Consider the following 23,968-nt stretch of genomic DNA (forward strand, 5'->3'; position numbering starts at 1 on the left):
CACCCGTCTTCTCAAGGGTGAGCCTACGGAAATTACAGCGATGGCATTCTGCGAGCAAACAATTCAGGCCTAGACCTTGGTTGATCGATCAACTTTTGTTACAGTTCGAGGCGCACTGGCCGCAGCTGATTCTTATCGCTGCGGCCAGTTGTTGCATTCATCGCCCATCGCGCCTGTTTCCTGCGGATTCGGTATCCTGTGAATCGGAACTTCTCTGCACAGACGCAGCTCCGAAATCTGTCGAGGGGCCTTCTGGCTCCCTGCATCGCCGCAGTTCAGAGCAATTATAGGGCTACCTTAGTTGCGCCCGTGCCGGGGTTCTGAATTATCGTTTTCGTTACACGGTTGACTCACAAAAGTTTCAACCGACCGAAGACTCACGTCGCCGGGTGCCAGAACGCACACCATCGCGTCTGCGCAGGGCGGCTACTTCGGTGGTACCGAACACATCGTCGTGTCGGTGCTTTGAAGGACTTGCATTGCAAGTTGATGGCCATCAGCGCTGCTGGTCGTCGGTGCATCTTTATGGCATACGAAGGCTGGGTATGAAGCAACTTCCAGGCCCCCAGGGCCTCTATCACCCGTCCAATGAGCACGACTCCTGTGGAGTCGCATTTGTTGTCGACATGCATGGTCGCCGCAGCAGGGACATCGTCGAAAAGGCGATCACCGCTCTGGTCAACCTCGAGCATCGCGGCGCTGCCGGATCAGAACCCAACACGGGTGACGGTGCGGGCATTCTGCTGCAGGTTCCCGACAAGTTCTTCCGAGCTGTCGTGGACTTCGCGCTGCCCGCCGAAGGCGCGTACGCAACCGGTATCGCATTCCTCCCGCAGGGCGACGCCGATGCACACGAGGCTGCTGCTGCAGTCGAGAAGATCGTCGTCGAAGAGGGCCTGAAGGTTCTCGGCTGGCGCGAGGTCGGAACCGACGACTCCTCGCTTGGCGCATTGGCGCGCGACGCGATGCCGACGTTCCGTCAGATCTTCATCGGCTCCGAGGGTGACAAGTACACCGGCATGGATCTCGAGCGTCGTGCATACGTGGTGCGTAAGCGCACCGAGCACGAACTCGGCTCCGAAGGCGCCGGCAAGGGTGGCCCGGGTAGCGAGACCGTGTACTTTCCCAGCCTGTCCGGCCAGACGTTCGTCTACAAGGGCATGCTCACCACCCCGCAGCTCAAGGGTTTCTACCTCGATCTGCAGGACGATCGTGTCGAGAGCGCACTTGGCCTGGTCCACTCGCGCTTCTCCACCAACACGTTCCCGTCGTGGCCGCTGGCGCACCCGTTCCGCCGGGTCGCTCACAACGGTGAGATCAACACCGTCACCGGCAACGAGAACTGGATGCGCGCTCGCGAGTCCCTCATCGACAGCGACGTCTTCGGTGGCCGCGAGAACCTGGACAAGATCTTCCCGATCTGCACCCAGGGCGCCAGCGACACCGCTCGTTTCGACGAGGTGCTCGAGATGCTGCACCTCGCCGGCCGCAGCCTGCCGCACGCAGTTCTCATGATGATCCCGGAAGCCTGGGAGAAGCACGAGAGCATGGACCCCGCTCGTCGGGCGTTCTACGAGTACCACTCGGCTCTCATGGAGCCCTGGGACGGACCGGCGTCGGTGTGCTTCACCGACGGCACCGTCATCGGCGCCGTGCTGGACCGCAACGGTCTGCGTCCGTCGCGTCTGTGGATCACCGAAGACGGCCTCGTCGTCATGGCGTCGGAGGTCGGCGTTCTGCCGATCGATCCGTCCACCGTGGTCCGCAAGGTCCGCCTCCAGCCCGGCCGCATGTTCCTCGTGGACACCGCGCAGGGCCGGGTCATCAGCGACGACGAACTCAAGTCCGAACTCGCTGCCGAGCACCCGTACCAGCAGTGGATCGACGAAGGTCTGATCCACATGGACGACCTGCCGGACCGCCCGTACACGTACATGTCGCACGAGCGCGTCGTTCTGCGTCAGCAGCTCTTCGGTTTCACCAGCGAAGAGGTCAACCTGCTGGTCAAGCCGATGGCACTCTCCGGTGCCGAGGCACTGGGCTCGATGGGTACCGACACTCCGATCGCCGTGCTCTCGTCACGTCCCCGGATGCTGTTCGACTACTTCTCGCAGCTCTTCGCTCAGGTCACCAACCCGCCTCTCGACGCGATTCGTGAAGAGGTTGTCACCAGCCTCGGCGCGACCATCGGCCCCGAGGGTGACCTGCTGCACCCGAATGCGGACTCCTGCAAGCAGATTGCGCTCCCGCAGCCGATCCTGCACAACGACGACCTGTCGAAGCTCGTTCACGTCAACGACGACGGCGAATTCCCGGGCTTCCGCAGCGTCGTGATCCGCGGCCTGTACCCAGTCAAGGAAGGCGGCGACGGTATCCGTCGTGCGCTCGAGGGCATCAAGTACCAGGTCTCGCAGGCAATCGAGGGTGGCGCACGCATCGTCGTGCTCTCGGACCGCGAGTCCACCGAGGATTACGCGCCGATCCCGTCGCTGCTCCTCACCTCAGCCGTGCACCACCACCTGGTTCGTGAGAAGTCGCGCACCAAGGTCGGTCTCATCGTCGAAGCCGGCGACGCCCGCGAGGTGCACCACATGGCGCTCCTCATCGGCTTCGGTGCCGCAGCGGTCAACCCGTACATGGCTTTCGAGACCATCGACGAGTTCCTGCAGAACGGTGAGCTCGAGGGTCTGACCCTCGAGAAGGGCATCGCGAACTACATCAAGGCAGCCGGCAAGGGTGTCCTGAAGGTGATGTCCAAGATGGGCATCTCGACGCTCGCGTCGTACACCGGTGCTCAGCTGTTCCAGGTCATCGGCCTCTCGCAGGAGCTGACGGACGAGTACTTCACCGGTCTGCAGTCGCAGCTCGGTGGCATCGGCCTCGACCAGATCGCAGCCGACGTCGAAGCACGTCACCGCATCGCGTACCTCGATCGCCCCGAAGAGCGCGCTCACCGCGAGCTCGAGGTCGGCGGCGAGTACCAGTGGCGTCGTGAAGGCGAGTACCACCTGTTCAACCCGGACACGGTCTTCAAGCTCCAGCACGCAACTCGCACAGGTCAGTACGAGGTGTTCAAGGAGTACACGACCCTGGTCAACGACCAGTCGGAGCGCCTTGCCGCTCTGCGTGGTCTGTTCGACTTCAACATCGGCAAGCGGCCGTCGATCTCGATCGACGAGGTCGAGCCGGCCAGCGAGATCGTCAAGCGTTTCTCGACGGGTGCGATGAGCTACGGCTCCATCTCCGCCGAGGCTCACGAGACTCTCGCCATCGCGATGAACCGTCTGGGCGCCCGCTCCAATTCCGGTGAGGGCGGCGAACATCCGTCGCGCTTCACGCCGGACGAGAACGGCGATCTGCGTCGCAGCGCCATCAAGCAGGTCGCGTCGGGACGCTTCGGTGTCACCTCGCACTACCTGAGCAACTGCACCGACATCCAGATCAAGATGGCGCAGGGAGCCAAGCCCGGTGAGGGCGGCCAGCTTCCGGCTCACAAGGTGTACCCGTGGGTGGCCGAGGTTCGGCACTCCACGCCTGGCGTCGGCCTGATTTCGCCGCCGCCGCACCACGACATCTACTCGATCGAGGATCTCGCTCAGCTGATCCACGACCTGAAGAACGCCAACCCGCAGGCCCGCATCCACGTGAAGCTGGTCTCCGAGGTCGGCGTCGGAACCGTCGCGGCCGGTGTCTCCAAGGCACATGCCGACGTCGTTCTGATCTCCGGTCACGACGGTGGCACCGGTGCCACCCCGCTGACCTCCGTCAAGCACGCGGGCGCACCGTGGGAGCTCGGCCTCGCCGAGACCCAGCAGACGTTGCTGCTCAACGGTCTCCGTGACCGCATCGTCGTGCAGGTCGACGGCCAGCTCAAGACGGGTCGCGACGTCGTCGTTGCTGCCCTGCTCGGCGGCGAGGAGTTCGGTTTCGCCACCGCACCGCTGGTGGTCTCGGGCTGCATCATGATGCGCGTCTGCCATCTCGACACCTGCCCCGTCGGTGTCGCGACGCAGAACCCGTTGCTGCGTCAGCGTTTCAGTGGCAAGCCGGAATTCGTCGAGAACTTCTTCATGTTCATCGCCGAAGAGGTTCGCGAGCTTCTCGCGGAACTCGGTTTCCGCACGCTGCTCGAAGCCGTCGGTCAGGTCGACATGCTGGACACCACGCGCGCTCTCGATCACTGGAAGGGAAGCAAGGCAGGCAATCTCGATCTGTCGCCGATCCTCACCCAGGTCGAGTCCGCGTTCATGGACCAGGACGTCCACTGCACCGGCACGCAGGATCACGGTCTCGACAAGGCGCTCGATCAGCAGTTGATCGTCTCGGCCCGCAACGCACTCGACAAGGGTGAGGCGGTCTCCTTCGAGTCCGCGATCACCAACGTCAACCGCACGGTCGGCACCATGCTCGGCCACGAGGTCACCAAGGCGTTCGGTGGAGAGGGCTTGCCCGAGGGCACCATCGACATCACGTTCACCGGTTCCGCCGGTAACAGCTTCGGTGCTTTCGTGCCCAGCGGTATGACCCTGCGCCTGCACGGCGACGCCAACGACTTCGTCGGCAAGGGCCTCTCGGGTGGACGCATCGTCGTACGCCCGCCGCTCGATGCAGCGGAAGGCTTTGTCGCCGAGGACAACATCATCGGTGGCAACGTCATCCTGTTCGGCGCCACCAGCGGCGAGGCTCTGCTTCGCGGTGTCGTCGGCGAACGTTTCGCAGTCCGTAACTCCGGCGCCACTGCCGTCGTCGAGGGTGTGGGCGATCATGGTTGCGAGTACATGACGGGTGGAAAGGTGGTCATCCTCGGAGCCACCGGACGTAACTTCGGCGCCGGCATGTCCGGTGGCGTCGCGTACATCTACAACCCCGACAAGGCATTCGAGAAGAACCTCAACACCGAACTGGTGGACCTCGAGGATCTTTCGGGCGACGACTTCACCTGGTTGAAGAGCGTCATCGAACGTCATCGCGACGAAACCGGCTCCGAGGTTGCCACGCGCATCCTCGGCGACTGGTCGCAGCAGGTGGGTCACTTCGCAAAGGTGATGCCCCGCGACTACAAGAAGGTTCTTTTGGCCATCGCGGCCGCAGAGAAGGATGGCAAGAACGTGGACGAGGCAGTTATGGAGGCAGCTCGTGGGTGATCCAAGCGGCTTCCTGAAGCACACGTCGCGCGAACTTCCGGTTCGCCGGCCGGTGCCGTTGCGCCTGCTCGACTGGAAAGAGGTCTACGAGGAGTTCCCGAACGAAACCCTCAAGACTCAGGCCAGCCGTTGCATGGACTGCGGAATTCCTTTCTGCCACAACGGTTGCCCTCTCGGAAACTTGATTCCCGAGTGGAACGACCTGGTCTACAAGGACCACTGGCACGACGCCATCGAGCGTCTGCACGCGACCAACAACTTCCCGGAGTTCACCGGTCGTCTGTGCCCCGCACCCTGTGAGGCGTCCTGTGTCCTGGGCATCAACCAGGATCCGGTCACCATCAAGCAGGTCGAGGTCGAGATCATCGACAAGGCCTTCGACGAAGGGTGGGTCAAGCCGGTTCGCGCCGCGCACGCCACCAACAAGAAGGTCGCAGTTGTCGGCAGTGGTCCGGCCGGTCTGGCTGCAGCGCAGCAGCTGACCCGTGCCGGTCACGCAGTGACGGTCTTCGAGCGGGCAGACCGCATCGGCGGCCTGCTGCGCTACGGCATCCCCGAGTTCAAGATGGAGAAGCGGCACATCGACCGCCGTCTCGAGCAGATGGAAGCCGAAGGCACCGTCTTCAAGACCAACGTCAATGTCGGCGTGGACATCACCGCGGACGAGCTGCGCGAGCAGTTCGATGCAGTGGTTCTGGCCGGCGGCGCCACCGCAGCTCGCGATCTGCCGATCCCGGGTCGCGAACTGGACGGCATCCATCAGGCGATGGAGTTCCTGCCGATCGCCAACCGCGTGCAGTTGGGTGACCTCGACGCTCCCACCATCACCGCTGAGGGCAAGAAGGTTGTCATCATCGGCGGCGGCGACACCGGTGCGGACTGCCTCGGCACCTCGCACCGTCAGGGCGCGGCCAGTGTCCACCAGTTCGAGATCATGCCGCGTCCGCCGGAGACTCGCGCGGAGCAGACTCCGTGGCCGACGTACCCGCTCATGTTCCGCGTGGCTTCCGCTCACGAGGAAGGCGGCGAGCGTCTGTTCTCCGTCAACACCGAGAACTTCGTCGGTGAAAACGGCAAGGTCACCGGTCTCAAGGCTCACGAGGTCGAGATGAAGTCGGGTCGCTTCGAGAAGGTCGAGGGCTCGGACTTCGAGCTCGAAGCCGATCTCGTGCTCCTGGCCATGGGCTTCGTCGGTCCCGAGAAGCCGGGTCTGCTCACCGATCTCGGTGTCGACTTGAACGAGCGTGGCAACGTCGCCCGCACGTCGAAGTGGAACACCAACGTCGACGGTGTGTTCGTGGCCGGCGACATGGGCCGCGGTCAGTCCCTGATCGTCTGGGCCATCGCCGAGGGACGTTCCGCAGCAGCTGCTGTGGACACCTACCTCGAGGGTGTCACGGCCCTTCCGTCACCGATCCACCCGACAGCGGCTCCGCAGCGCTAGAGGCTCTTGCACAGCCGCACCCCACCGCATTCGGTGGGGTGCGGCTGTGTTTCTGCAAGTAATTCGCACGATCTGTAACAAACATTCATCGATCGTGCATCGGACAGACACAACGCCCAGACAGTATGATTCCTGAGCATCGATAGTGGTGTATGGGTTGCTGAAGGTAAATCAGGGGAGTTTCATGCGTGCGAGGCGTCTCGTTGCGGTGTTGTCGGCACTAGCTGCGGCAGTAGTGGTACCGGTTGTCAGTGCTCCCGTGGCGTCGGCTGATCCCTGCCCCAGCCTGTACGTCGTGGCCATCCCGGGAACGTGGGAGCCCTCGGGCACCAGGCCCGGCGCCGGCATGCTCGCCCCGGTGACCAACGGGCTTCCGGGCTCCGTGCGCACCGATTACGTCACCTACTCGGCGACGGCGTTCCCCTGGGAATCCAACGTCTACGCCAAGTCGAAGCAGCAGGCCGTCGACAATGCCCGCGGCATGATCGGCGCCATGGCAGCCTCGTGCGGTGACACTCGCTTCGCCATCGTCGGATACAGCCAGGGTGCCGACGCGGCAGGCGATCTCGCCGCCGAGATCGGAACGGGCATCGGCGTTGTTCCCCCGACTCGGGTGGAGGGCGTCGGCTTGCTGTCCGATCCCCGTCGTTCCGAGTCCGACGTCCTGATCGGCCCCGCTGTCGGCGGTAACGGTGCCAGTGGCCCGCGCATCGGTGGATTCGGTTGGCTGTCAGGCAAAACGGTGACGCTGTGCGCGGTCGGTGACCTGTACTGCTCGACGCCCAAGGACGATTTTGTGATGCGTCTGGCCGGATTCATGGCTCAGGCGTCCGATCCCACTCCCGCCAGTGCGCTCGCGCTGCGCGACGAGGCCGCCGTGATCGTCAATGATCTGGTGACAGCCGGCGGGCTCCCCGCACTGATCGCTCAGCTCGATCCGGGCGCGAATTCGCGGCGCGTCGATCAGTTGGTCGACTTCTACGGCTCGCAAGTCCACACCGACTACACGCGTTACGTCGTTGACGGCGCGGGCAATTCGGCGACATCCTGGCTGCACGGCTGGTTGGCCGGCAAGGCCTGATCACATCGCTCGTCAGCAGTATGTCTGCTGCGCGGTGTCGACGTAGATCTCGGCGATTCGCTGCGAGGACATCGGCGTGATCTGTGAGTACACCTCGCCCACGGAGTCGAACTCCGCCAGCACCTCGGACCGAGGCATGCCGTCGGCAAGAGCCTTGCACGTGCCGTCGGCGTAAAGAATTTCTGCGGAATCCATTCCGGCGGGAGGGATCCCGGCCAGGCGCAGAGCGGCGATGTACCGCTGTCCCTTCTCACCCGCGTTCGCGACGATCTCTTCCGGTGACCGGGCGTCGATCGGTGCGTTTGGCTGTGGCACTGAGTTTGCCGGTGGCGCTACCGGTAGTGACACCGGTGGAGGCGTCGATTCGACCACGCTCGGCGCGGCTTCCGGAGTTGCGGCGGGTGGGCTGGTCGCCAGCGCCGACAGGGACTCGGGGGCAGCTGAACTCGACGTCGCCGCCACCGTGGTGCTGGTGGCAGCAGATGTGGATTCTGCTGCATCGCGGTCGGATTGGTTGCTGCAGCCGCTGAGGAGTAGGCCCGTTGCCGCGACGCAGAGGACCAGTCTGTTCGTGTTCATCACCCGTGAGTGTTACACACCGTACCGCTTAGTTTGTCCGTTTTAAGGAAACTCCCTTTTGCCCTGTTTTTAAGTCGAAGTCCTGTGATATACATCTGTTCAGTTGTTACTTGTGAGTAGGAGCACACCGCAAGACCTTGTCGGCGGCGGTCGAAACACAAGCAATAACTGCGAGTTTCGTCCCCCATCACATAAAAGGCAGGGAGAAATCAGTGCAGACATCTCACAAGAACGGCATCAGACGTCTCGGCACGCGCGTGGCCGTTATTGCAGGTACCGCAGGTGCAGTGCTGGCTTTTGCAGCGCCGATGGCCTCGGCTCAGGACCCGGTGGACAATTCGGTACCGGGCGCCGCAGTGTGTCCGGCTACTGCCGAATCCTGTGTGTCGGTAGTGGTTCAGAGCGGAACCTTCGACAACAACGGCTTCAACCTTCCGATCGGAAAAGGCGACATGATCATTGCCGCCGAGGCCGGCTCCGGTGAAGGTGAGTCCACCGTTCTTCTCCCGCGGGACGACGGACACAACGGTGTCTACTCCAAGCCGCTGACGGTTCCCGGCGGCGTTCTGGGAATCGATTTTCCGTTCGGCAATCTCTTCGGCCTGGCCGCAGTAACGGCCGAGGTGGAGGCAACGGCTGCGCCGACGCTCAACGGCATCATCACCGACATGGATCTGAGCATCCCGGTGCGGATGAAGATCAACAACGCGTTCCTCGGTGACAACTGCTACCTGGGTTCCGCGGCGGCGCCGGTGAATCTCCGTCTCTCGCCTGACCCGTCGGTGGTCCCGACCTACACGGTGCTCCCGGACAATGCGCTGAAAGTGAGCCCGGTCGGGAACGAGGCCACCGGCTTCGCGCTGCCCACCGCCAGTGGCTGCGGACCGTTCGGAGTACTGAATCCGATCGTCAACTGGCGCGCAAAGGTACCGGCCACTTCCGGAACCTCGCTCAGCACGATCTCCGACGCCTACCTGTACCCGGGCGGGCTCACCGGTAGCGATCCTCTCGACGATCTCGGTGGCGGAACAGGATCCAGCGGCTCGAGCGGTTCGTCCGGAAGCTCCGGTTCCTAGAAATTCGGATGCCCAGGCGCAGCGGTGGTGACGGAATGTCACCACCGCTGCGGCGTCCGACCTGTAATAACCTGTGCCTCAGGGTGGGCGAAGGCGGCACTCCATCAGGAGGACCTGCGCGGCCACGAAATCACAGGGGAGTCCTCAAATATGTTTCGAGACAGCGTTCTTGCGAGTCCGGTTCTACGTCGGGGTGTGACGGCCCTGGCCGTGGTGGCGGCAGCCACGATGTTTGTCGGTACTGCGGCAACGGCGGAGCCGGCGGCAGCCGTTGGTGAGGTGTCCGCGGACTCCATTGCGTCAGCCCGTGCGCAGGCCATCGGAACGACGGTCACCGTCGTGGGAACCGCGACTACGCCGTCCGGAGTGTTCGAATCCAGCTTCTACGACAAGGGCTTTGGTCTCCAGAGTGGCAATTCAGGCATCTACATCAGCGATCCGAACAACTCCGGGATTACTCTCGGCGATCAGGTTCGGGTCATCGGCGTCCTCGCGGACCAGGAGGGCCTGCTTGTCGTCCGCCCGACTGCCGTCGAGGTAATCGGCACGACCTCCCAGATCAGCCCGGCGCGACTGCCCCTCAATGCAATCGGTGAGGGCAGCGAGGGTCGTCTCGTGACGGTGTCCGGAATCGTGAGCGGACCCGTCGTCGACGACCTTCCCTACGGTCACAAGATCCTGGTCTCGGGTGTCGAAGGAAACACCGTCATCTTCGTCAACACCCAGACCGGAATCGACGTCGACGCCGTCGAGGTAGGACGCCCGATCACCGTCACCGGTTTCAGTGGCCAGTACGCCAGCACCTACGAGGTTCTTCCCCGTTCGGAAGCCGATGTGCTGCAGGGTTTCACGGGCAGTCTGAGCTTCGGCAGCTGACCTAGATCTCGAACCGAGCTCCGACGCGCATCGATCCGGGCGACAACCGGCTGATTGTGCGCCCGAGCTTGGCTTCGACGGTGACGGGTACGACGGCTTTGTTCGTGCGAACTGCTTTCACGATGGCGCTGGCCACTCGATCGGGCGTGAAGTTTCGCTTCCGGTAGAAGTTGTCGACCTTGGTCTGGTTCTCGAGCTGCTCCTCGGCGGTGGTCCCGGCGAACTCGGTGGTCTTGAGGATGTTCGTGTGCACGAGGCCGGGGCAGATGGTGCTGACGCCGATGCCGTGTGGAAGCAGTTCTGCCCGTAGGCAATCCGACAGCATGAATACCGCTGCCTTGCTGGTCGAATACGCGGTGAGGGCCTTCTGAGGCGTGTACGCGGCGGCCGAGGACAGATTGACGACGTGCCCGCCGGTTCCTCGGTCGATCATCATCGGGGTGAAGGCGCGGCAGCCGTAGACAACTCCCCAGAAGTTGATGTCCATGACGTGCTCGAACTGGCGTTGCTCGGTGTCGGCGAACGTTCCGGAGAACCCGATTCCGGCGTTGTTGACGACGATGTCCGGCACGCCGTGATGTGCCGCGACGATCTCTGCGAACCGGATCACTGCCTGTTCGTCGGACACGTCGACCTGGTAGGCGTGGGAACCGCCACCGAACACCGCTTCGGCTCCGCTGGCCTGAGTGGGTGTGTTGATGAGCGCCGCAGTGTCCTGCGCGCTTTCGAGGTTGATGTCGGAGACGACGACGATAGCTCCCTGGGCCGCGAAGGCGAGGGCCGTTTCACGCCCGATGCCGCTGCCCGCACCGGTGATCACCACCAGCGTGCCGGTGAGATCGCGCAGTCGACGCTGCAACTTCGTTCCGCGTCGCCAGCCGGTGACGTCCTTCAGTAGCCCCATTGGTTGCCCTTTTCGTGTGTACGTTTGTGGCGTGTGTCTCTAGCTGACTTCCCCTCTGCGAAAGGTATCCGATGAGCGAGCTTCGTGTAGTTGCAACCATCCCGGCAAAGTCCGGTTCCGAGGACGACGTCCGATCGGCTCTGACAACTCTCGCGGAGGCGAGTCGGTCCGAGGACGGCTGCGTGTCGTACGAGTTGTTCGAGTCAGCGGCTGCGCCCGGCACGTTCGTCACGATCGAAACTTGGCGCGGGCAGGAGGAGTTGGACGCTCACATGCAGTCCCCGCATTTGCAGGCTGCGCTGGCCGCTGCCGGTCCGCTCCTCGACGGCGCCCCGGCGATTCATCCGTTGAAAGGCGCCTGAATCAGAACGAATTCCTGTCCTTCGCTAAGGGTCTGACCTGCGAATGTCGCTCGAAAACTGACCAATCGTCGCGCTTCATTCCACTGAGCGGGACCTACGACTAATACCTGTGCCTTAAGTCACAAACTGTCTCGACAATGCTTCACATCACAGTTTCTGACCTGGAGGTTTTGAATGAGTCGCAGTTCTCGGCGCGGTCACCGCAAGGTTGCCGCCGTCGCGCTGGCTGTCTCCGCCGGCCTGTTCGTCTCGTCGTGCGCTGACAGCGGGAACGGGGGTGGAAGCGGCGACGCACCGGATTCCGGTTCAGGGTTGTCCATCGGCCCGGTCAACGAGCAATCCGGCGAGGGTGACGCGGTCAAGGGTGGCACGCTCACGTTCAGCGGGTACTCCGCCGTCACGAATCTCGATCCCGCGAAGACGCAGATCGCCGGTTCGGTCGCCGGTTCGGAGTTGGGCGCCATCTACGACACGCTCTTGCGATACGACCCGGCGTCCAAGGAATTTGTTCCGAAGCTCGCAGAGTCGATGGAGCCGAGTTCGGACTTCAAGACGTGGACTCTCGAGCTGCGCGACGGTGTGAAGTTCAGTGACGGCACTCCGGTGGATTCGGCGGCCGTCTCGGCGAGCCTCAATCGCTACGTCACCAACAAGGGACCGCAGTCGAGTCTGTACGCATCGAAGGTCGCGTCGGTCGACACTCCGGATCCATCGACGGTCGTCTTCAATCTCGTCGACCCCTGGACCGGTATCGAGTCACTGCTCTCCACCGGCCCCGGCATGATCGTCGCGCCGAGCGCCCAGCAGGGCGATCAGTTCACCCCGATCGGCGCCGGTGCGTTCACCCTCGAGAAGTTCGCTCCCAACGAGGAATTGATCCTCGACGCTCGGGAAGACTACTTCGACGGTGCCCCGAACGTGGACAAGCTGCGGTTGATCAGCATCGTCGGTTCGCAGTCCACCACCGAATCGCTCGAAAGCGGCGGCACCGACGTCGCGTACATGCGTTCGCTTCCGAACGTGTTGGATCTGATCGACTCCGGCTACCCGGGCTTCGTCGACATTCCGTCGCTGTCGTACCTCTCGCTCGTCAACACGGCTCCCGGTCGTCCCGGTGCCGACGTGCGGGTACGTCAGGCATTGGCGCTCGCAACCGATCCCGTCGCTCTCGACAACCGGCTCAACGAAGGTAAAGGCCTCCCCGGGCAGGTCGTCTTCCAGGACACCTCTCGCTGGCACAACGACGTAGCTCCGATCGGCGTCGACACCGCCAAGGCGAAGCAGCTTCTCGACGAGGCCAAGGCCGACGGTTTCGACGGCAAGATCACGTACCTGACGCTCCAAGAGAATTCGGCGCAGGCGATGGCTCTGGCACTGCAGTCGATGGCCAACGCCGTCGGATTCGACTTCCAGATCGAGTACGTCAATTCGGTTGCCGACGTCGTCAAGCGTTTGTACGCCGACCGCGACTTCGACATGGCAACAGGTTCGGCCAACCTCGCGGAAGCCGATCCGTTCGAGCGTCTGTACTCGAATCTCAAGTCGGGTGGACGAAACAACGCCACGAGCTTCTCCGACCCCGAGATCGATTCGTTGCTCGACCAGTTGGGTGTAGCGACGTCGAACGACGCGAAGATCGAGGTGCTCGCCAAGATTCAGGAGCGCGCCAATGAGGTTGTGCCGTGGCAGGTTTACGGCAACACTCCCTGGCTCGGTGTGTGGGGACAGAACGTCCACGGCATTCAGCAGAGCCTCGACGGAATCATGTTCTTCGACAAGGCCTGGAAGAACTAGACACCTGAAGAACTGACCAGACCCGAGAAGCGTTCCCCACGGGGGACGCTTCTCGGCATCAGAGAGTGTGATTGATCAAGAAGTGAGATCGAGGGCGGCGCGGACGATGCTGTCGGAGTCGAGGCCGTGGTACCGGTAGACGTCCTCGAGCGAACCGACCTGACCGAACCGGCTCACTCCGAGCGCAGCGCCCGGGACGTTGTTGATTCCCGTCAGGAACGCGAGGGTGTGCGGGTGTCCGTCGAGAACGGTCACCATCGGCGCGGAACGGCTGCTCGGAAAGACCTGATCCAGGATCCACGACGGGCAGTCCGCGAGGCCGCGCCGAGACTGGAGTGCTTCGAAGAGCAAGCCCGGACTGGTCACGCACACGACGTCCGCGGAAACACCTTGTTCGCCGAGTCTTTCTGCGGCGACCAGTGTTTCGGTGACGGTGGCACCCATACCGACCAGAGTGACGGCAGGATCAGGATTGTGCCGCAGCGTGTAAGCCCCGGCGACCACCTGACGTCGACGGCGTTCTCGCGCAGCCGGATCGGTCGGTACCGCGGCCAGGGCCTGATCGACCGGACGAGTCGACAGACGCAGATACGACGAGCTCCCGTCGGGGCGGCCCAGGCGTCCGATGCTGTCGAGGAGCGTCCACTCCACGTCGACGGCAAACGCCGGTTCGAAACTGACGCACCCCGGCTGTTCCAGACCGATGGACGGGGTCTTGATCGACTGGTGCGCACCACCTTCGGCAGCCAAGGTGACGCCCGACGGAGTGCCGACCATGATCGACTGTCCACCGGCGTAGATGCCGTACGACCACGGTTCGAGAGCCCGCTCGATGAAGGGGTCGTACATCACGCCGATGGGGAAGAGTGGCTGGCCCCAACGACTCCAGGTCGCTCCGAGTTCGCCCATCAGCCCGACTAGGTTGGTCTCGGCGATGCCGAGTTCCATGTGCTGACCGGTGGGCTTCTCACGCCAGTGCATGATCGTTTCGGCGTCGTCGGCAAACCAGTTGTGCCGCTCGTTGGGGGACCACACCCCGACCTTGTTCAGCCAGCCTGCCAGGTTCGTGGTGGAACTGACGTCCGGGCTCAGTGTGACAACACGTTTCGCGGCGTCCGGCGCTTCGCGGCTGAGGTCGAGCAGCGCCCGACCGAGAGCTGCCTGAGTGGTGGATGTGCCGGAGGGAGTGCGGCCGATATCTTTCGGAACCGCCGGAGGCACCAGATGCTCCACCTTCGGGCGAGCCAGGCGCCCAGCGGTTTCGGCGCAGATGCGGCCCGCCGGGCTGTCGGTCTCGAACCGTTCCCAGGGCTTCGACGGATCCATACCGAGTTCCGCCGCCAGGTGCTTGTACTGCTCGATGGTGAGCAGCGACGAATGGTTCTGCGGATGACCCTGCGTCGGCAGGCCCCGGCCCTTGATCGTGTACGCGATGATCACGGTGGGACGGGTGTCGTCGATCTGCGCGTACGCCTCTCGCAGAGCGTCGAGGTCGTGGCCACCGAGATTGCGGATGGCCTCGAGCACCGTGGCGTCGTCGAGGTCGTTGATCAGCGACGTGATCGCGTCGGCGTCCGCCGCGTCGCCAGGCAGTCTCAGACGCACCTCGTCAGCCGTGCATCGCAGCAGACGCTGGTACTCCGGATTCGGCATGTCCAGGATTCGTTCGCGCAACGCGGTGCCGCCGGGCCGGGCGAACAGTGATTCCAGCAGTGCGCCGAACTTCACGGTGATGACCTGCCAGCCGGCGCCTGAGAACATGCGCTCCAGGCGGGTTGCCGCGATGTTCGGGACCACCCGGTCGAGTGATTGCCGGTTGAGGTCGACGATCCACACGATCTCACCCAGTTCGGCAACCGAATGATCGAGAACTGCTTCCCACACAGCGCCCTCGTCGAGTTCGGCGTCACCGACAAGGGAGTACTGACGCCCGGTTCCGGCGCCGCCGAGGGAGGCGTCGACGTATCGGCGTGCGATGGCGCCCCAGATGGGAGCCGTCGCGCCGATGCCCACCGAACCGGTCGAGTAATCCACCGGATCAGGATCTTTCGATCGACTCGGGTAGCTCTGGAGGCCCCCGAATTCGCGCAGAGTCGTCAAGTAGGACTCGTCGAGTTCACCGAGCAGATAGTTGATGCCGTGGAGCACCGGCGCCGCATGCGGCTTGACGGAAACCCGGTCGCCGGAACGAAGTTGGCCGAACCACAGCGACGTCATGATCGAGACCATCGACGCGCAGGAGGCCTGATGGCCGCCGACCTTGAGCCCGCTGGGGTTCGGCCGAACACGGTTGGCGTGATGGATCATCGCGGTCGACAACCACAGAACGCGCTTCTCGATCTCCGCCAGTGACTCGGGAGCGTTCTGGTTGATGCTGGGGCTGTTCACGGCCGGTCCTGCCTTCAGTAGTGGACATCGATCACCGCACCGCCTGGACCCCAGATCGTGGGGCCGACGATGTGGTTGTGATGTTTGGCAGGACTTCCTGAGGCCGAACCGTTCGGTGCGGCAAAGTCCATCCGCACCTGTTGATCTGTTGTGCAGATTCTGCGTCAAAGTCCATCATCGGCATACAGATTGGGCAATAGCTACCCAGTGGATTGAGCAATGTGCGCAACGCCGAGGGCTGTGCGCCGTGGCAGGTGGGCACTATGCGCAGTGCACTGGGAGTCGCGCGCCGTCAGTCCATCAGGTCGTGGACGTAGCACCAGCGCCAGGATTCGCCGGGCTCGTGTGAGCGCATGACCGGGTGCCCGGTGTCGCGGTAGTGGTTGGTGGCGTGTTGATGAGGGCTGGAATCGCAGCATCCGACGTGGCCGCAGGACAGGCACATGCGCAGGTGAGACCAGTTATCCTCGCCCAACGCGGCGCACTCCTGGCAGACGCCGGGTGTCAGCGCCGCCGGGTCCGTGTCGGGCACATTGGTTAGTTCCTCGCAACCTGTCGGAGCGGGCGCGGGCTGCTGTGTGCGAGCTGCTGCTCGCTTCAGGATTTTCTTCATCGCCTTCCATACTGCATGCTGCCAGGGTGAACGGCATATTACTGGGGGTTGTAGTAGCGGCGTTGCTGGTGGCGGCGGTCGCGCGAAGGTTCGGATTGTCTTCGCCGCTGATCCTTGTCCTGGTCGGTTTGATCGCCTGTCAGATACCGGGTGTTCCGGAATTGGAACTCGATCCCGACCTCGTACTGTTCGTCGTGTTGCCTCCACTTCTGTACTCGGCAGCACTGGACAGTTCATATCTGGCACTGCGTTCCAATCTGCGTCCGATCGGATTTCTCGCAGTGGGGCTGCCCCTGGCGACGACGGCAGCGGTGGGCTTTGTCGCCTACCTGATCGTGCCGGAGTTCTCGATTGCAGCGGCACTGGTTCTCGGCGCCATCGTGGCGCCGCCGGACGCGGTGTCCGCGAGCGCAATCGGACGCAAGCTCGGTCTGCCGCGCCGAATCATGACCCTGCTGGGCGGGGAGAGCCTGCTCAACGACGCCACCGCTCTGACGGCGTACAAGGTTGCTCTCGCCGCCGCCGTGGGTACTGGTGCGACGCTGATCGGCGGCTTCGAGACCTTCCTCGTCGCAGCGGTTGGTGGAACGGTGATCGGACTTGCGGTGGGCTTTGTCATCTCGAAGGTTCGCGGCAAACTCCAGGATCCGGTGATGGAGAGTGGAATCGGATTGGTGGTGCCGTTCTTCACCTATCTGGCTGCAGAAGAGGTCCACGCGTCGGGCGTCATCGCCGTCGTCGTGGCCGGATTGTTCCTCGGCCAGCGCTCCACCCGCGCGAGTTATGCGACGCGCTTGCAGGACACGGCAGTGTGGAAGGCCGTCGACCTGATCCTGGAGTCGTTCGTCTTCCTGTTGATCGGGCTCCAATTGCCCAGCGTTGTCAACGGATTGCAGGGGTACAGCACCTCGATCGTCGTCTGGGCGTCGGTTGCCGTTCTCGTGACTGTCGTAGTGGTGCGGATCGCCTGGGTGTTCCCGTTCACGTATGTACCGCGTTGGCTGTCTCCCCGCATCAGGGCGAGGGAACCGGAGATTTCGGCTCGGGCGGTGTTCGTCGTGTCGTGGGCCGGTATGCGAGGGGTCGTGTCACTGGCGGCTGCCTTCGCGATTCCGTTGACGGTCAACAGTGGGGAGGACTTCCCCGGCCGTTCGCTGATTCTCTTCCTGACATTTGTCGTTGTGGTCGGCACGCTACTGCTGCACGGCCTGACGCTGCCGTGGGTCATCCGTGTCCTCGGCGTGCAGGGCAACGAAGCGCAGTCCGACGCACGCGCTGAGGCGGCAGCACAGGACAAGGCTGCGCGGGCCGCTGCGGCGCGGCTGGACGAGTTGGTCGGAGCCGACGCCGACGACGTTCCTCAGGTCCGGAATCGTGCCGCAGACATCTTGCGAAGCTGGAACACCCACCGCGCGAACTCGGCGTGGGAGCGACTGGGGCGCAGCGACGAGGATCTGGGGGAGAGCCCGTCGAATGCCTTCCGCTCGCTGCGCCTCGAGATGATCGATGCCGAGCGAGGTGTCTTCATCGCCGAGCGCGATGCCGGCCGGATCGACGACGAGGTTCTCCGAAAGGTACTTCGAGAGCTCGATCTCGAGGAAGCGACGCTGGATCGAGACTAGATCTGGACTAGACCGCCTGGTCTGATCTCGGCGAGGGTATTTGCTGGCCAGGGTCGGTTTACCCGACCGTTGAGGCCTGCAACTTAACCGATTCCACTGAGCGAGACTCGATCCGATTTTCTGTGCCTCCCATCACAGACTGTTTCGTGTTCCACATCACGTCATGGTCTTACCCCGCCTTGGAGGCATTCGAATGAGTCGTAGTTCCCGCCGCGGAAGTCGCAGATTGGCTGCGGCTGCGCTGGCGATCACCGCAAGTATGTTCCTGACGTCGTGCGCCGACAATGGCTCGAGCAATGGCGGCGGCGAATCCGCTGATTCCGGTTCCTCGCTGAAGATCGGCATGGTCAACGAGCAGGCCGACCCCGGCACTCCCACCAAGGGCGGCACGCTGACGTTCAGCGGCTACTCGGCGGTCACGACTCTCGATCCCGCGAAGGCTCAGGTTGCCGGCGCTACCGGTGGCAGCGAGCTCAGCGCCATCTACGACGTGCTCATGCGTTACGACCCCATCGGGCAGAAGTTCGAGCCCAAGCTCGCCCAGTCGCTCGAAGCGAGTTCGGACAGCAAGACCTGGACGCTGAAGTTGCGCGACGGTGTGAAGTTCAGCGACGGAACAGCTTTCGATTCCAAAGCAGTGGCGGACAGCATCAACCGCTACGTCACCAACAAGGGACCTCAGTCGAGCCTCTGGGCTTCCAAGGTTGCCTCGATCGACACCCCGGACGCGACGACGGTTGTCTTCAACCTCGTTGATCCGTGGACGGGCATCCAGTCGATGCTCGCCACCGGACCCGGCATGATCGTCGCCCCGAGCGCCCAGCAGGCTGACCAGTTCACCCCGATCGGTGCCGGCGCCTTCACTCTCGAGAAGTTCGCTCCCAACGAGGAACTTCTGTTGGCTGCTCGCCCCGACTACTACGACGGCGCACCGAACATCGACAAGCTCAAGCTGATCAGCATCGTCGGCGCTCAGCCCACCGCCGAAGCCCTCGAGACCGGCGGCATCGATGCCGCGTACATGCGTACGCTCACCCCGATCCTGGATCTGATCGAGTCGGGCTACCCCGGCTTCGTCGACATCCCGTCGCTCGGCTACATCGCGAACGTGAACATGGCCCCGGGCCGCCCGGGCTCGGATGTTCGTGTCCGCCAGGCGATGGCGCTGGCCGTCGATCCGGAGACGCTCAACACCCGCGTCAACAACGGCAAGGGACTGCCCGGCCAGGAGATCTTCCAGGACACCTCGCGTTGGCACAACGACGTCGCACCGATCGGCGTCGACCCCGCCAAGGCGAAGGAACTGCTCGATCAGGCCAAGGCCGACGGCTACGACGGAAAGATCACGTTCCTCTCCATCCAGGAACCGTCCGCGCAGGCGACCGCTCTGGCCATCCAGGCGATGCTCAACGCAGTCGGATTCGACGCTCAGATCGAATACGTCACCGGTGCAGGTGATCTGGTCAAGCGGATGTACGCCGATCACGACTACGACATGAGCACCGCAGCATTGAGCCTTGCCGAGGCCGATCCCTACGAGCGTCTGTACACGGGCATCAAGTCCGGCGGCCGTAACAACGCGACCGGCTACTCCGACGCCGAAATGGACGCTCTACTGGACAAGTTGGGCGTCGCAACCACCGACGACGACAAGAAGGCAGTCCTGGCACAGATCCAGGAACGCGCCAACGAGACCGTCCCGTGGCAGGTGTGGGGCAACGTCGCCGCACTCGACGTCTGGAACCAGAATGTTCACGGTCTCGAGCAGAGCCTCGACGGAATCGTGCTCTTCGACGGAGCCTGGAAGTCCTAGAGAGCCTGAAGTCCTAGAGAGCTTGAAGTTCACGGCCGGCCCCGCGCCGATATTGCAGCGGATCGGGGCCGGCCGCGAACGAAGACCTGAAATCAGAGGAACTGCTGTGTATTGCGAGCTCGCTGTCCGAAGGAGACGAAATCGATGAACATCGGCGCAATAAGTAAGAAATTGGGCCAGCTCGTCATTGTGATCCTGATCGTCAGCTTCGGAACCTTCGTGCTGGCATCACTGATCCCCGGCGATCCTGCTGTCTCCGTTCTCGGTGAAGGCCGCACGCCCGCCGAGTACGAGGAAGTTCGGCAGCAGCTCGGGCTCAACGACCCACTCCTGGTTCGCTATTGGGACTGGCTGACCAGCGCTCTGCAAGGCGACCTCGGCAACTCGCTTGTTCCCCCGCAGCAGGACGTCCTCACCGCGATCAGTTCCGCTCTCCCCGTCAGCGTTCAGTTGGCAGTGATGGGTCTGGTCATCGCACTCGTCGTCGCCGTGCCGCTCGCACTCTGGTCGGCGCACCACGAAGGCGGCGTCATCGACCGCGTCATCAGCGCCGCGACGTTCGGTGTTCTTTCCGTCCCGAGCTTCCTCGCCGGTCTGTTGCTGATCATGGTCACCGTCAACTGGCTCGGCTGGTTCCCGCGATCACAGTGGGTGCGCATCGGCGACAGCCTCTCCGGAAACCTCTCACACGCAATACTTCCCGCAATCACCATCAGCCTCCTCGAGATGGCGATGTTCACTCGCGTTCTCCGATCCGACCTGGTGACGACGCTCCGTGAGGATTACATCCTCGCGTCGAAGGCCAAGGGAATGCCCACGCTGCGAGTACTTTTCAGTGACGCGCTTCGGCCGTCGTCGTTCTCGCTCATCACGATGATGGGTCTGGCTCTCGGCGGCATGATCGGCAGCACCGTGATCGTCGAGACGCTCTTCTCGTTGCCCGGAATGGGCACGCTCATCGTCCGCGCAGCGCAGCAAGGTGATTCGCCGATGCTGCTGGGCGCGGTGGTCGTGATCGCCGTCATCTACGTCCTCGTCAACAGTGCGATCGATGTTCTGTACACCTATCTTGACCCGAGGAGTCGTCGTGTCCATGTCTGAAGTGACGCCAGACGGAGCGGCCCCGTCACCGGCCCCGTCCGAGGTGATGACATACCGGCAGCAGACAGTCCTGCTGGCTCCCGGTCCCGTCGAGACGTTGGAACAGCCCAAGAATCTGGTCCTGATCGGATCGATTCTCACAGTGGTCGGCGTTGCGCTTCTCGGCACCGCGCTCTTCGGTTCGGCCATCATGATGACCGTCCGCATCGTGCTCGCGCTCGTTGCCCTGGTTTTCCTCTTCAAGGGTCTCGGCAAACTCGGTACGTCCAAGTGGGGCAGTCAGTTCGATCTGTCGTACTGGTTGGCGTGCATCTGGCTGGTCGCGCTGATCCTGGCCGCGATCTTCGCGCCGCTGCTGCCGCTCGGTGAGTACAAGGACACGGTCAAGACCTTGGCCGAGCCGGGCTTCTCCTCGCCGAGTCTGCTGTCCGATCACCCGTTGGGTACCAACAACTTCGGTCTCGACCTCCTCGCCCGCGCCCTGTTCGGGGCTCGAGCATCCTTGACCGTGGCCATCTGCGCCGTACTGATCGGGATGATCATCGGTGGCACCATCGGCGTCATGGCCGGTTACTTCCGCGGCAAGGTCGACGCCGTCGTCGGAATCCTGACCAACTCGCTGCTGGCCATTCCTTCCCTGGTCCTGCTGATCGCACTGGCCGCAGTGCTCACGTCGAACCTGCGCAACATCACGCTCGCACTCTCGATTCTCTGTATTCCCAGCATGGTTCGAATCGCGAGGGCCAACACCATCGTTGTCGCCCAACGGGAGTTCGTGCTTGCCGCCCGTGCCATGGGCGCCACCAAATGGCGTGTCATCTGGCGCGAGTTGGTTCCCAACGTCCTCGTTCCCGTCGCCGCGCTCGGCTTGGTGGCCGTCTCCGGTCTGATCGTCGCGGAAGCCTCACTGAGCTTCCTCGGACTCGGTATCGCACAACCCGATCCGACCTGGGGCAACATGATTGCCGAAGGTCAGGGCGGGATCGTGGAGAAGCATCCGTTCATCGTCCTGGTACCAGGCGTCTTCCTCTTCCTGACGGTGTTCTCCTTCAACCTCATCGGCGAGAAGTATCGGAGTAAGCTGTGACCACTTCAGCTCAGAACGGCGTTCCGCTGCTGCAGGCGGACAACATCAGAACCGTATTCGCCACTCCGCGTGGCCAGTTGCGAGCAGTCGACGGTGTCTCGATCCACGTCTCGGCCGGTGAAACTCTCGGCATCGTCGGCGAATCCGGTTCCGGCAAGTCGGTTCTCGGGCGCACCATCATGGGTCTGCTCCAGAAGGGTCCGGCCCTCGGCATCAGCGGGACGGTGACATTTGCCGGCCGCGACATGTCGACGATGAAGAAGTCGGAGATGAAGCACTTCTGGGGACCCGAGATCGCCATGGTCTTCCAGGATCCGATGACCTCGCTCAATCCGTTCAAGCGCATCGGCACCCACATCACCGAATCCTTGAAGTTCCACCTGGGTCTGAAGAAGGACGCGGCCCGCGATCGCGCTGCGGAACTCCTGTCGATGGTGGGTATCCCCGAGCCCAAGCGTCGGCTCGATCAGTACCCGCACGAACTGTCGGGCGGTATGCGGCAGCGCGTGGTCATCGCGATGGCCCTGGCCTGCGAGCCGAAACTGCTGATCGCGGACGAGCCGACGACCGCTCTCGACGTGACGGTACAGAAGCAGATCCTCGATCTGCTCGCCTCACTCAACGACAAGCTCAACATGGCCGTCATCCTGATCAGCCACGACCTCGGTGTGGTGTCGGGTCGATCGGATCGTGTCGCCGTCATGTACGCCGGTTCCGTCGTGGAAACGTCGGCGACTGAAGAGTTGTTCACTCGTCCGTGTCACCCGTACACCGAAGCGCTGATGGCCGCGATTCCGCGACTCGAATCGCCGACGCACACAGTGCTGCAGACAATTCCGGGTGGGCTCCCGGACATGACGAAGCCGATCACCGGTTGCCGCTTCGCCGCTCGCTGCCGGTACGCCCAGGACGACTGCCTGACCGGCGACCCGGCTCTGGCTCCCGGCGGCCCTGGGGACAACACAACCGAAAGTCATACGTTCGCGTGCCACTACCCGGTCGATACCCCGGAAGGCACAACGGCATTGGTCGCCAACGAGAAGGCCGGCACGACCGCAGCGGGTCTGACGCTCGCGGTGAAGGAGATGGTCTGATGACTGCATCAGTGGATACCAGAAAGCCCGAGACGGTGGACGCGGCCTTGACGGTCGAGGACCTGGTCGTCGAATTCAACGTCGGCAAGGGTCAGACGGTTCATGCTGTATCCGGGATCAGCTTCACCGTCGCCCCGGGTGAAACCTTGGGTGTGGTCGGTGAATCCGGCTGCGGCAAGTCCACGGCGGGCCGGGCGATCATGCAGTTGCCTTCGCCGACGTCGGGTTCCATTCGCCTGGGACGGACGGAGATGACGGCACTGGGCGCGGAGGAGTTGCGTCGCAGCCGCACCCAGTTGCAGATGATCTTTCAGGATCCGATCTCCTCGCTGAACCCGCGACGCAAGGTCAAGGCTCTCATCACCGAGGGTCCGTCGATCTGGGGCGGAAAAGACAAGGCCGCCATCGAAGCTCGGGCGCGCGAGGTTCTGGCCGAGGTCGGGTTGGACCCGGACATGGTGTGGGACCGGACCCCGCGCGAGCTCTCGGGCGGACAGTGTCAGCGCGTGTGCATCGCCCGCGCGTTGATGCTCGACCCCAAGGTCCTGATCTGTGACGAGCCGGTCTCGAGCCTCGACGTGTCCGTGCAGGCGCAGATTCTGAACCTGCTCGAGGACGCGAAGAAGCGTCACGGGCTGTCTTTGCTGTTCATCGCGCACAACATGGCCGTCGTGAAGAACATCAGTGACCGCGTGATGATCATGTATCTGGGTCGCGTCTGCGAAATCGTTCCCGCAGAAGACATGCAGAACCGTGCGCTGCACCCGTATACGCAGCTACTGCTGGCTTCGATTCCCGATCCCGACGCCACCGTGACCGCGGCGCAGAACGTCGAGCAGAAGGTCATCGAACTGCCGTCGCCGCTCAATCCGCCCAGTGGCTGCCGGTTTCGTACCCGGTGCCCGCTGGCCACGGATCTCTGTGCGGAGGAAGTTCCCGAACTCCGTCTCGTCGAGGGTGGACACCAGGTGGCGTGCCACAACGTGTGAG

Annotated in this window: 17 protein-coding genes; 13 read left to right on the forward strand and 4 right to left on the reverse strand. The window is 63.2% G+C overall.

What is annotated here, in order from left to right; all coding sequences use genetic code 11:
• Positions 1-545: 545 nt before the first annotated feature.
• The 3 genes from gltB to ACSW29_RS01875 all read left to right on the forward strand — a co-directional run bounded on the left by gltB (position 546) and on the right by ACSW29_RS01875 (position 7,669).
• On the forward strand, positions 546-5,144 hold the full coding sequence (gene gltB / locus ACSW29_RS01865) for a glutamate synthase large subunit (RefSeq protein WP_448276235.1): 4,599 nt from the start codon (positions 546-548) through the stop codon (positions 5,142-5,144).
• Positions 5,137-6,588 carry a glutamate synthase subunit beta gene (locus tag ACSW29_RS01870; RefSeq protein ID WP_230816161.1) on the forward strand — a complete coding sequence of 484 codons (1,452 nt, stop codon included), beginning with the start codon at positions 5,137-5,139 and terminating at the stop codon, positions 6,586-6,588. Before gltB ends, ACSW29_RS01870 begins: the two co-directional genes overlap by 8 nt.
• Positions 6,589-6,772: 184 nt before the next feature.
• Positions 6,773-7,669 (forward strand): cutinase family protein, encoded by an 897-nt coding sequence (locus tag ACSW29_RS01875; protein ID WP_230816160.1) that lies wholly within the window; start codon positions 6,773-6,775, stop codon positions 7,667-7,669.
• A gap of 12 nt (positions 7,670-7,681) precedes the next feature.
• On the opposite strand, the gene ACSW29_RS01880 is transcribed toward ACSW29_RS01875, so the two are convergent.
• A complete protein-coding gene (locus ACSW29_RS01880) occupies positions 7,682-8,248 on the reverse strand; it encodes a DUF732 domain-containing protein (protein ID WP_448276237.1) in 567 nt (188 codons plus the stop codon).
• 212 nt (positions 8,249-8,460) lie between these two features.
• Between ACSW29_RS01880 and ACSW29_RS01885 the strand changes: the two genes are divergently transcribed.
• Together ACSW29_RS01885 and ACSW29_RS01890 are read left to right on the forward strand one after the other, a co-directional pair.
• A complete protein-coding gene (locus ACSW29_RS01885; RefSeq protein WP_448276238.1) occupies positions 8,461-9,324 on the forward strand; it encodes a hypothetical protein in 864 nt (287 codons plus the stop codon).
• A 150-nt stretch (positions 9,325-9,474) separates the two neighbouring features.
• Positions 9,475-10,200 carry a hypothetical protein gene (locus ACSW29_RS01890; protein WP_448276239.1) on the forward strand — a complete coding sequence of 242 codons (726 nt, stop codon included), beginning with the start codon at positions 9,475-9,477 and terminating at the stop codon, positions 10,198-10,200.
• A 1-nt stretch (position 10,201) separates the two neighbouring features.
• Here the strand turns inward: ACSW29_RS01890 and ACSW29_RS01895 are convergent, their stop codons facing one another.
• On the reverse strand, positions 10,202-11,104 hold the full coding sequence (locus ACSW29_RS01895; RefSeq protein WP_230816156.1) for an SDR family NAD(P)-dependent oxidoreductase: 903 nt from the start codon (positions 11,102-11,104) through the stop codon (positions 10,202-10,204).
• 71 nt (positions 11,105-11,175) lie between these two features.
• Here ACSW29_RS01895 and ACSW29_RS01900 point away from each other — a divergent pair, with 71 nt between their 5' ends.
• On the forward strand, positions 11,176-11,466 hold the full coding sequence (locus ACSW29_RS01900; RefSeq protein WP_003943546.1) for a putative quinol monooxygenase: 291 nt from the start codon (positions 11,176-11,178) through the stop codon (positions 11,464-11,466).
• 174 nt (positions 11,467-11,640) lie between these two features.
• The gene (locus ACSW29_RS01905) at positions 11,641-13,260 is read left to right on the forward strand and encodes an ABC transporter substrate-binding protein (RefSeq protein WP_230816155.1); all 1,620 of its coding nucleotides are present in this window, start codon (positions 11,641-11,643) and stop codon (positions 13,258-13,260) included.
• 75 nt (positions 13,261-13,335) lie between these two features.
• On the opposite strand, the gene ACSW29_RS01910 is transcribed toward ACSW29_RS01905, so the two are convergent.
• Positions 13,336-15,648 carry a transketolase-like TK C-terminal-containing protein gene (locus tag ACSW29_RS01910; RefSeq protein ID WP_448276240.1) on the reverse strand — a complete coding sequence of 771 codons (2,313 nt, stop codon included), beginning with the start codon at positions 15,646-15,648 and terminating at the stop codon, positions 13,336-13,338.
• Positions 15,649-15,940: 292 nt separating this feature from the next.
• The gene (locus tag ACSW29_RS01915; protein WP_448276241.1) at positions 15,941-16,261 is read right to left on the reverse strand and encodes a UBP-type zinc finger domain-containing protein; all 321 of its coding nucleotides are present in this window, start codon (positions 16,259-16,261) and stop codon (positions 15,941-15,943) included.
• Between the two features lie 26 nt (positions 16,262-16,287).
• On the opposite strand from ACSW29_RS01915, the gene ACSW29_RS01920 reads away from it, so the two are divergent.
• The 6 genes from ACSW29_RS01920 (at position 16,288) to ACSW29_RS01945 (ending at position 23,967) form a co-directional block, all read left to right on the forward strand.
• A complete protein-coding gene (locus ACSW29_RS01920; protein WP_448276242.1) occupies positions 16,288-17,883 on the forward strand; it encodes a Na+/H+ antiporter in 1,596 nt (531 codons plus the stop codon).
• A gap of 193 nt (positions 17,884-18,076) precedes the next feature.
• Positions 18,077-19,696 (forward strand): ABC transporter substrate-binding protein, encoded by a 1,620-nt coding sequence (locus ACSW29_RS01925; protein ID WP_448276243.1) that lies wholly within the window; start codon positions 18,077-18,079, stop codon positions 19,694-19,696.
• Between the two features lie 144 nt (positions 19,697-19,840).
• Positions 19,841-20,797 carry an ABC transporter permease gene (locus ACSW29_RS01930; protein WP_448276244.1) on the forward strand — a complete coding sequence of 319 codons (957 nt, stop codon included), beginning with the start codon at positions 19,841-19,843 and terminating at the stop codon, positions 20,795-20,797.
• The gene (locus tag ACSW29_RS01935; RefSeq protein WP_448277391.1) at positions 20,790-21,884 is read left to right on the forward strand and encodes an ABC transporter permease; all 1,095 of its coding nucleotides are present in this window, start codon (positions 20,790-20,792) and stop codon (positions 21,882-21,884) included. The genes ACSW29_RS01930 and ACSW29_RS01935 overlap by 8 nt, the downstream gene beginning before the upstream one ends.
• Positions 21,881-22,978 carry an ABC transporter ATP-binding protein gene (locus tag ACSW29_RS01940; protein ID WP_448276245.1) on the forward strand — a complete coding sequence of 366 codons (1,098 nt, stop codon included), beginning with the start codon at positions 21,881-21,883 and terminating at the stop codon, positions 22,976-22,978. The genes ACSW29_RS01935 and ACSW29_RS01940 overlap by 4 nt, the downstream gene beginning before the upstream one ends.
• Positions 22,978-23,967: an ABC transporter ATP-binding protein gene (locus ACSW29_RS01945; RefSeq protein WP_230816150.1), complete on the forward strand. Its 990-nt coding sequence runs from the start codon at positions 22,978-22,980 to the stop codon at positions 23,965-23,967. Before ACSW29_RS01940 ends, ACSW29_RS01945 begins: the two co-directional genes overlap by 1 nt.
• Position 23,968 lies beyond the last annotated feature (1 nt).

The organism is Rhodococcus sp. GB-02 (assembly GCF_053470465.1).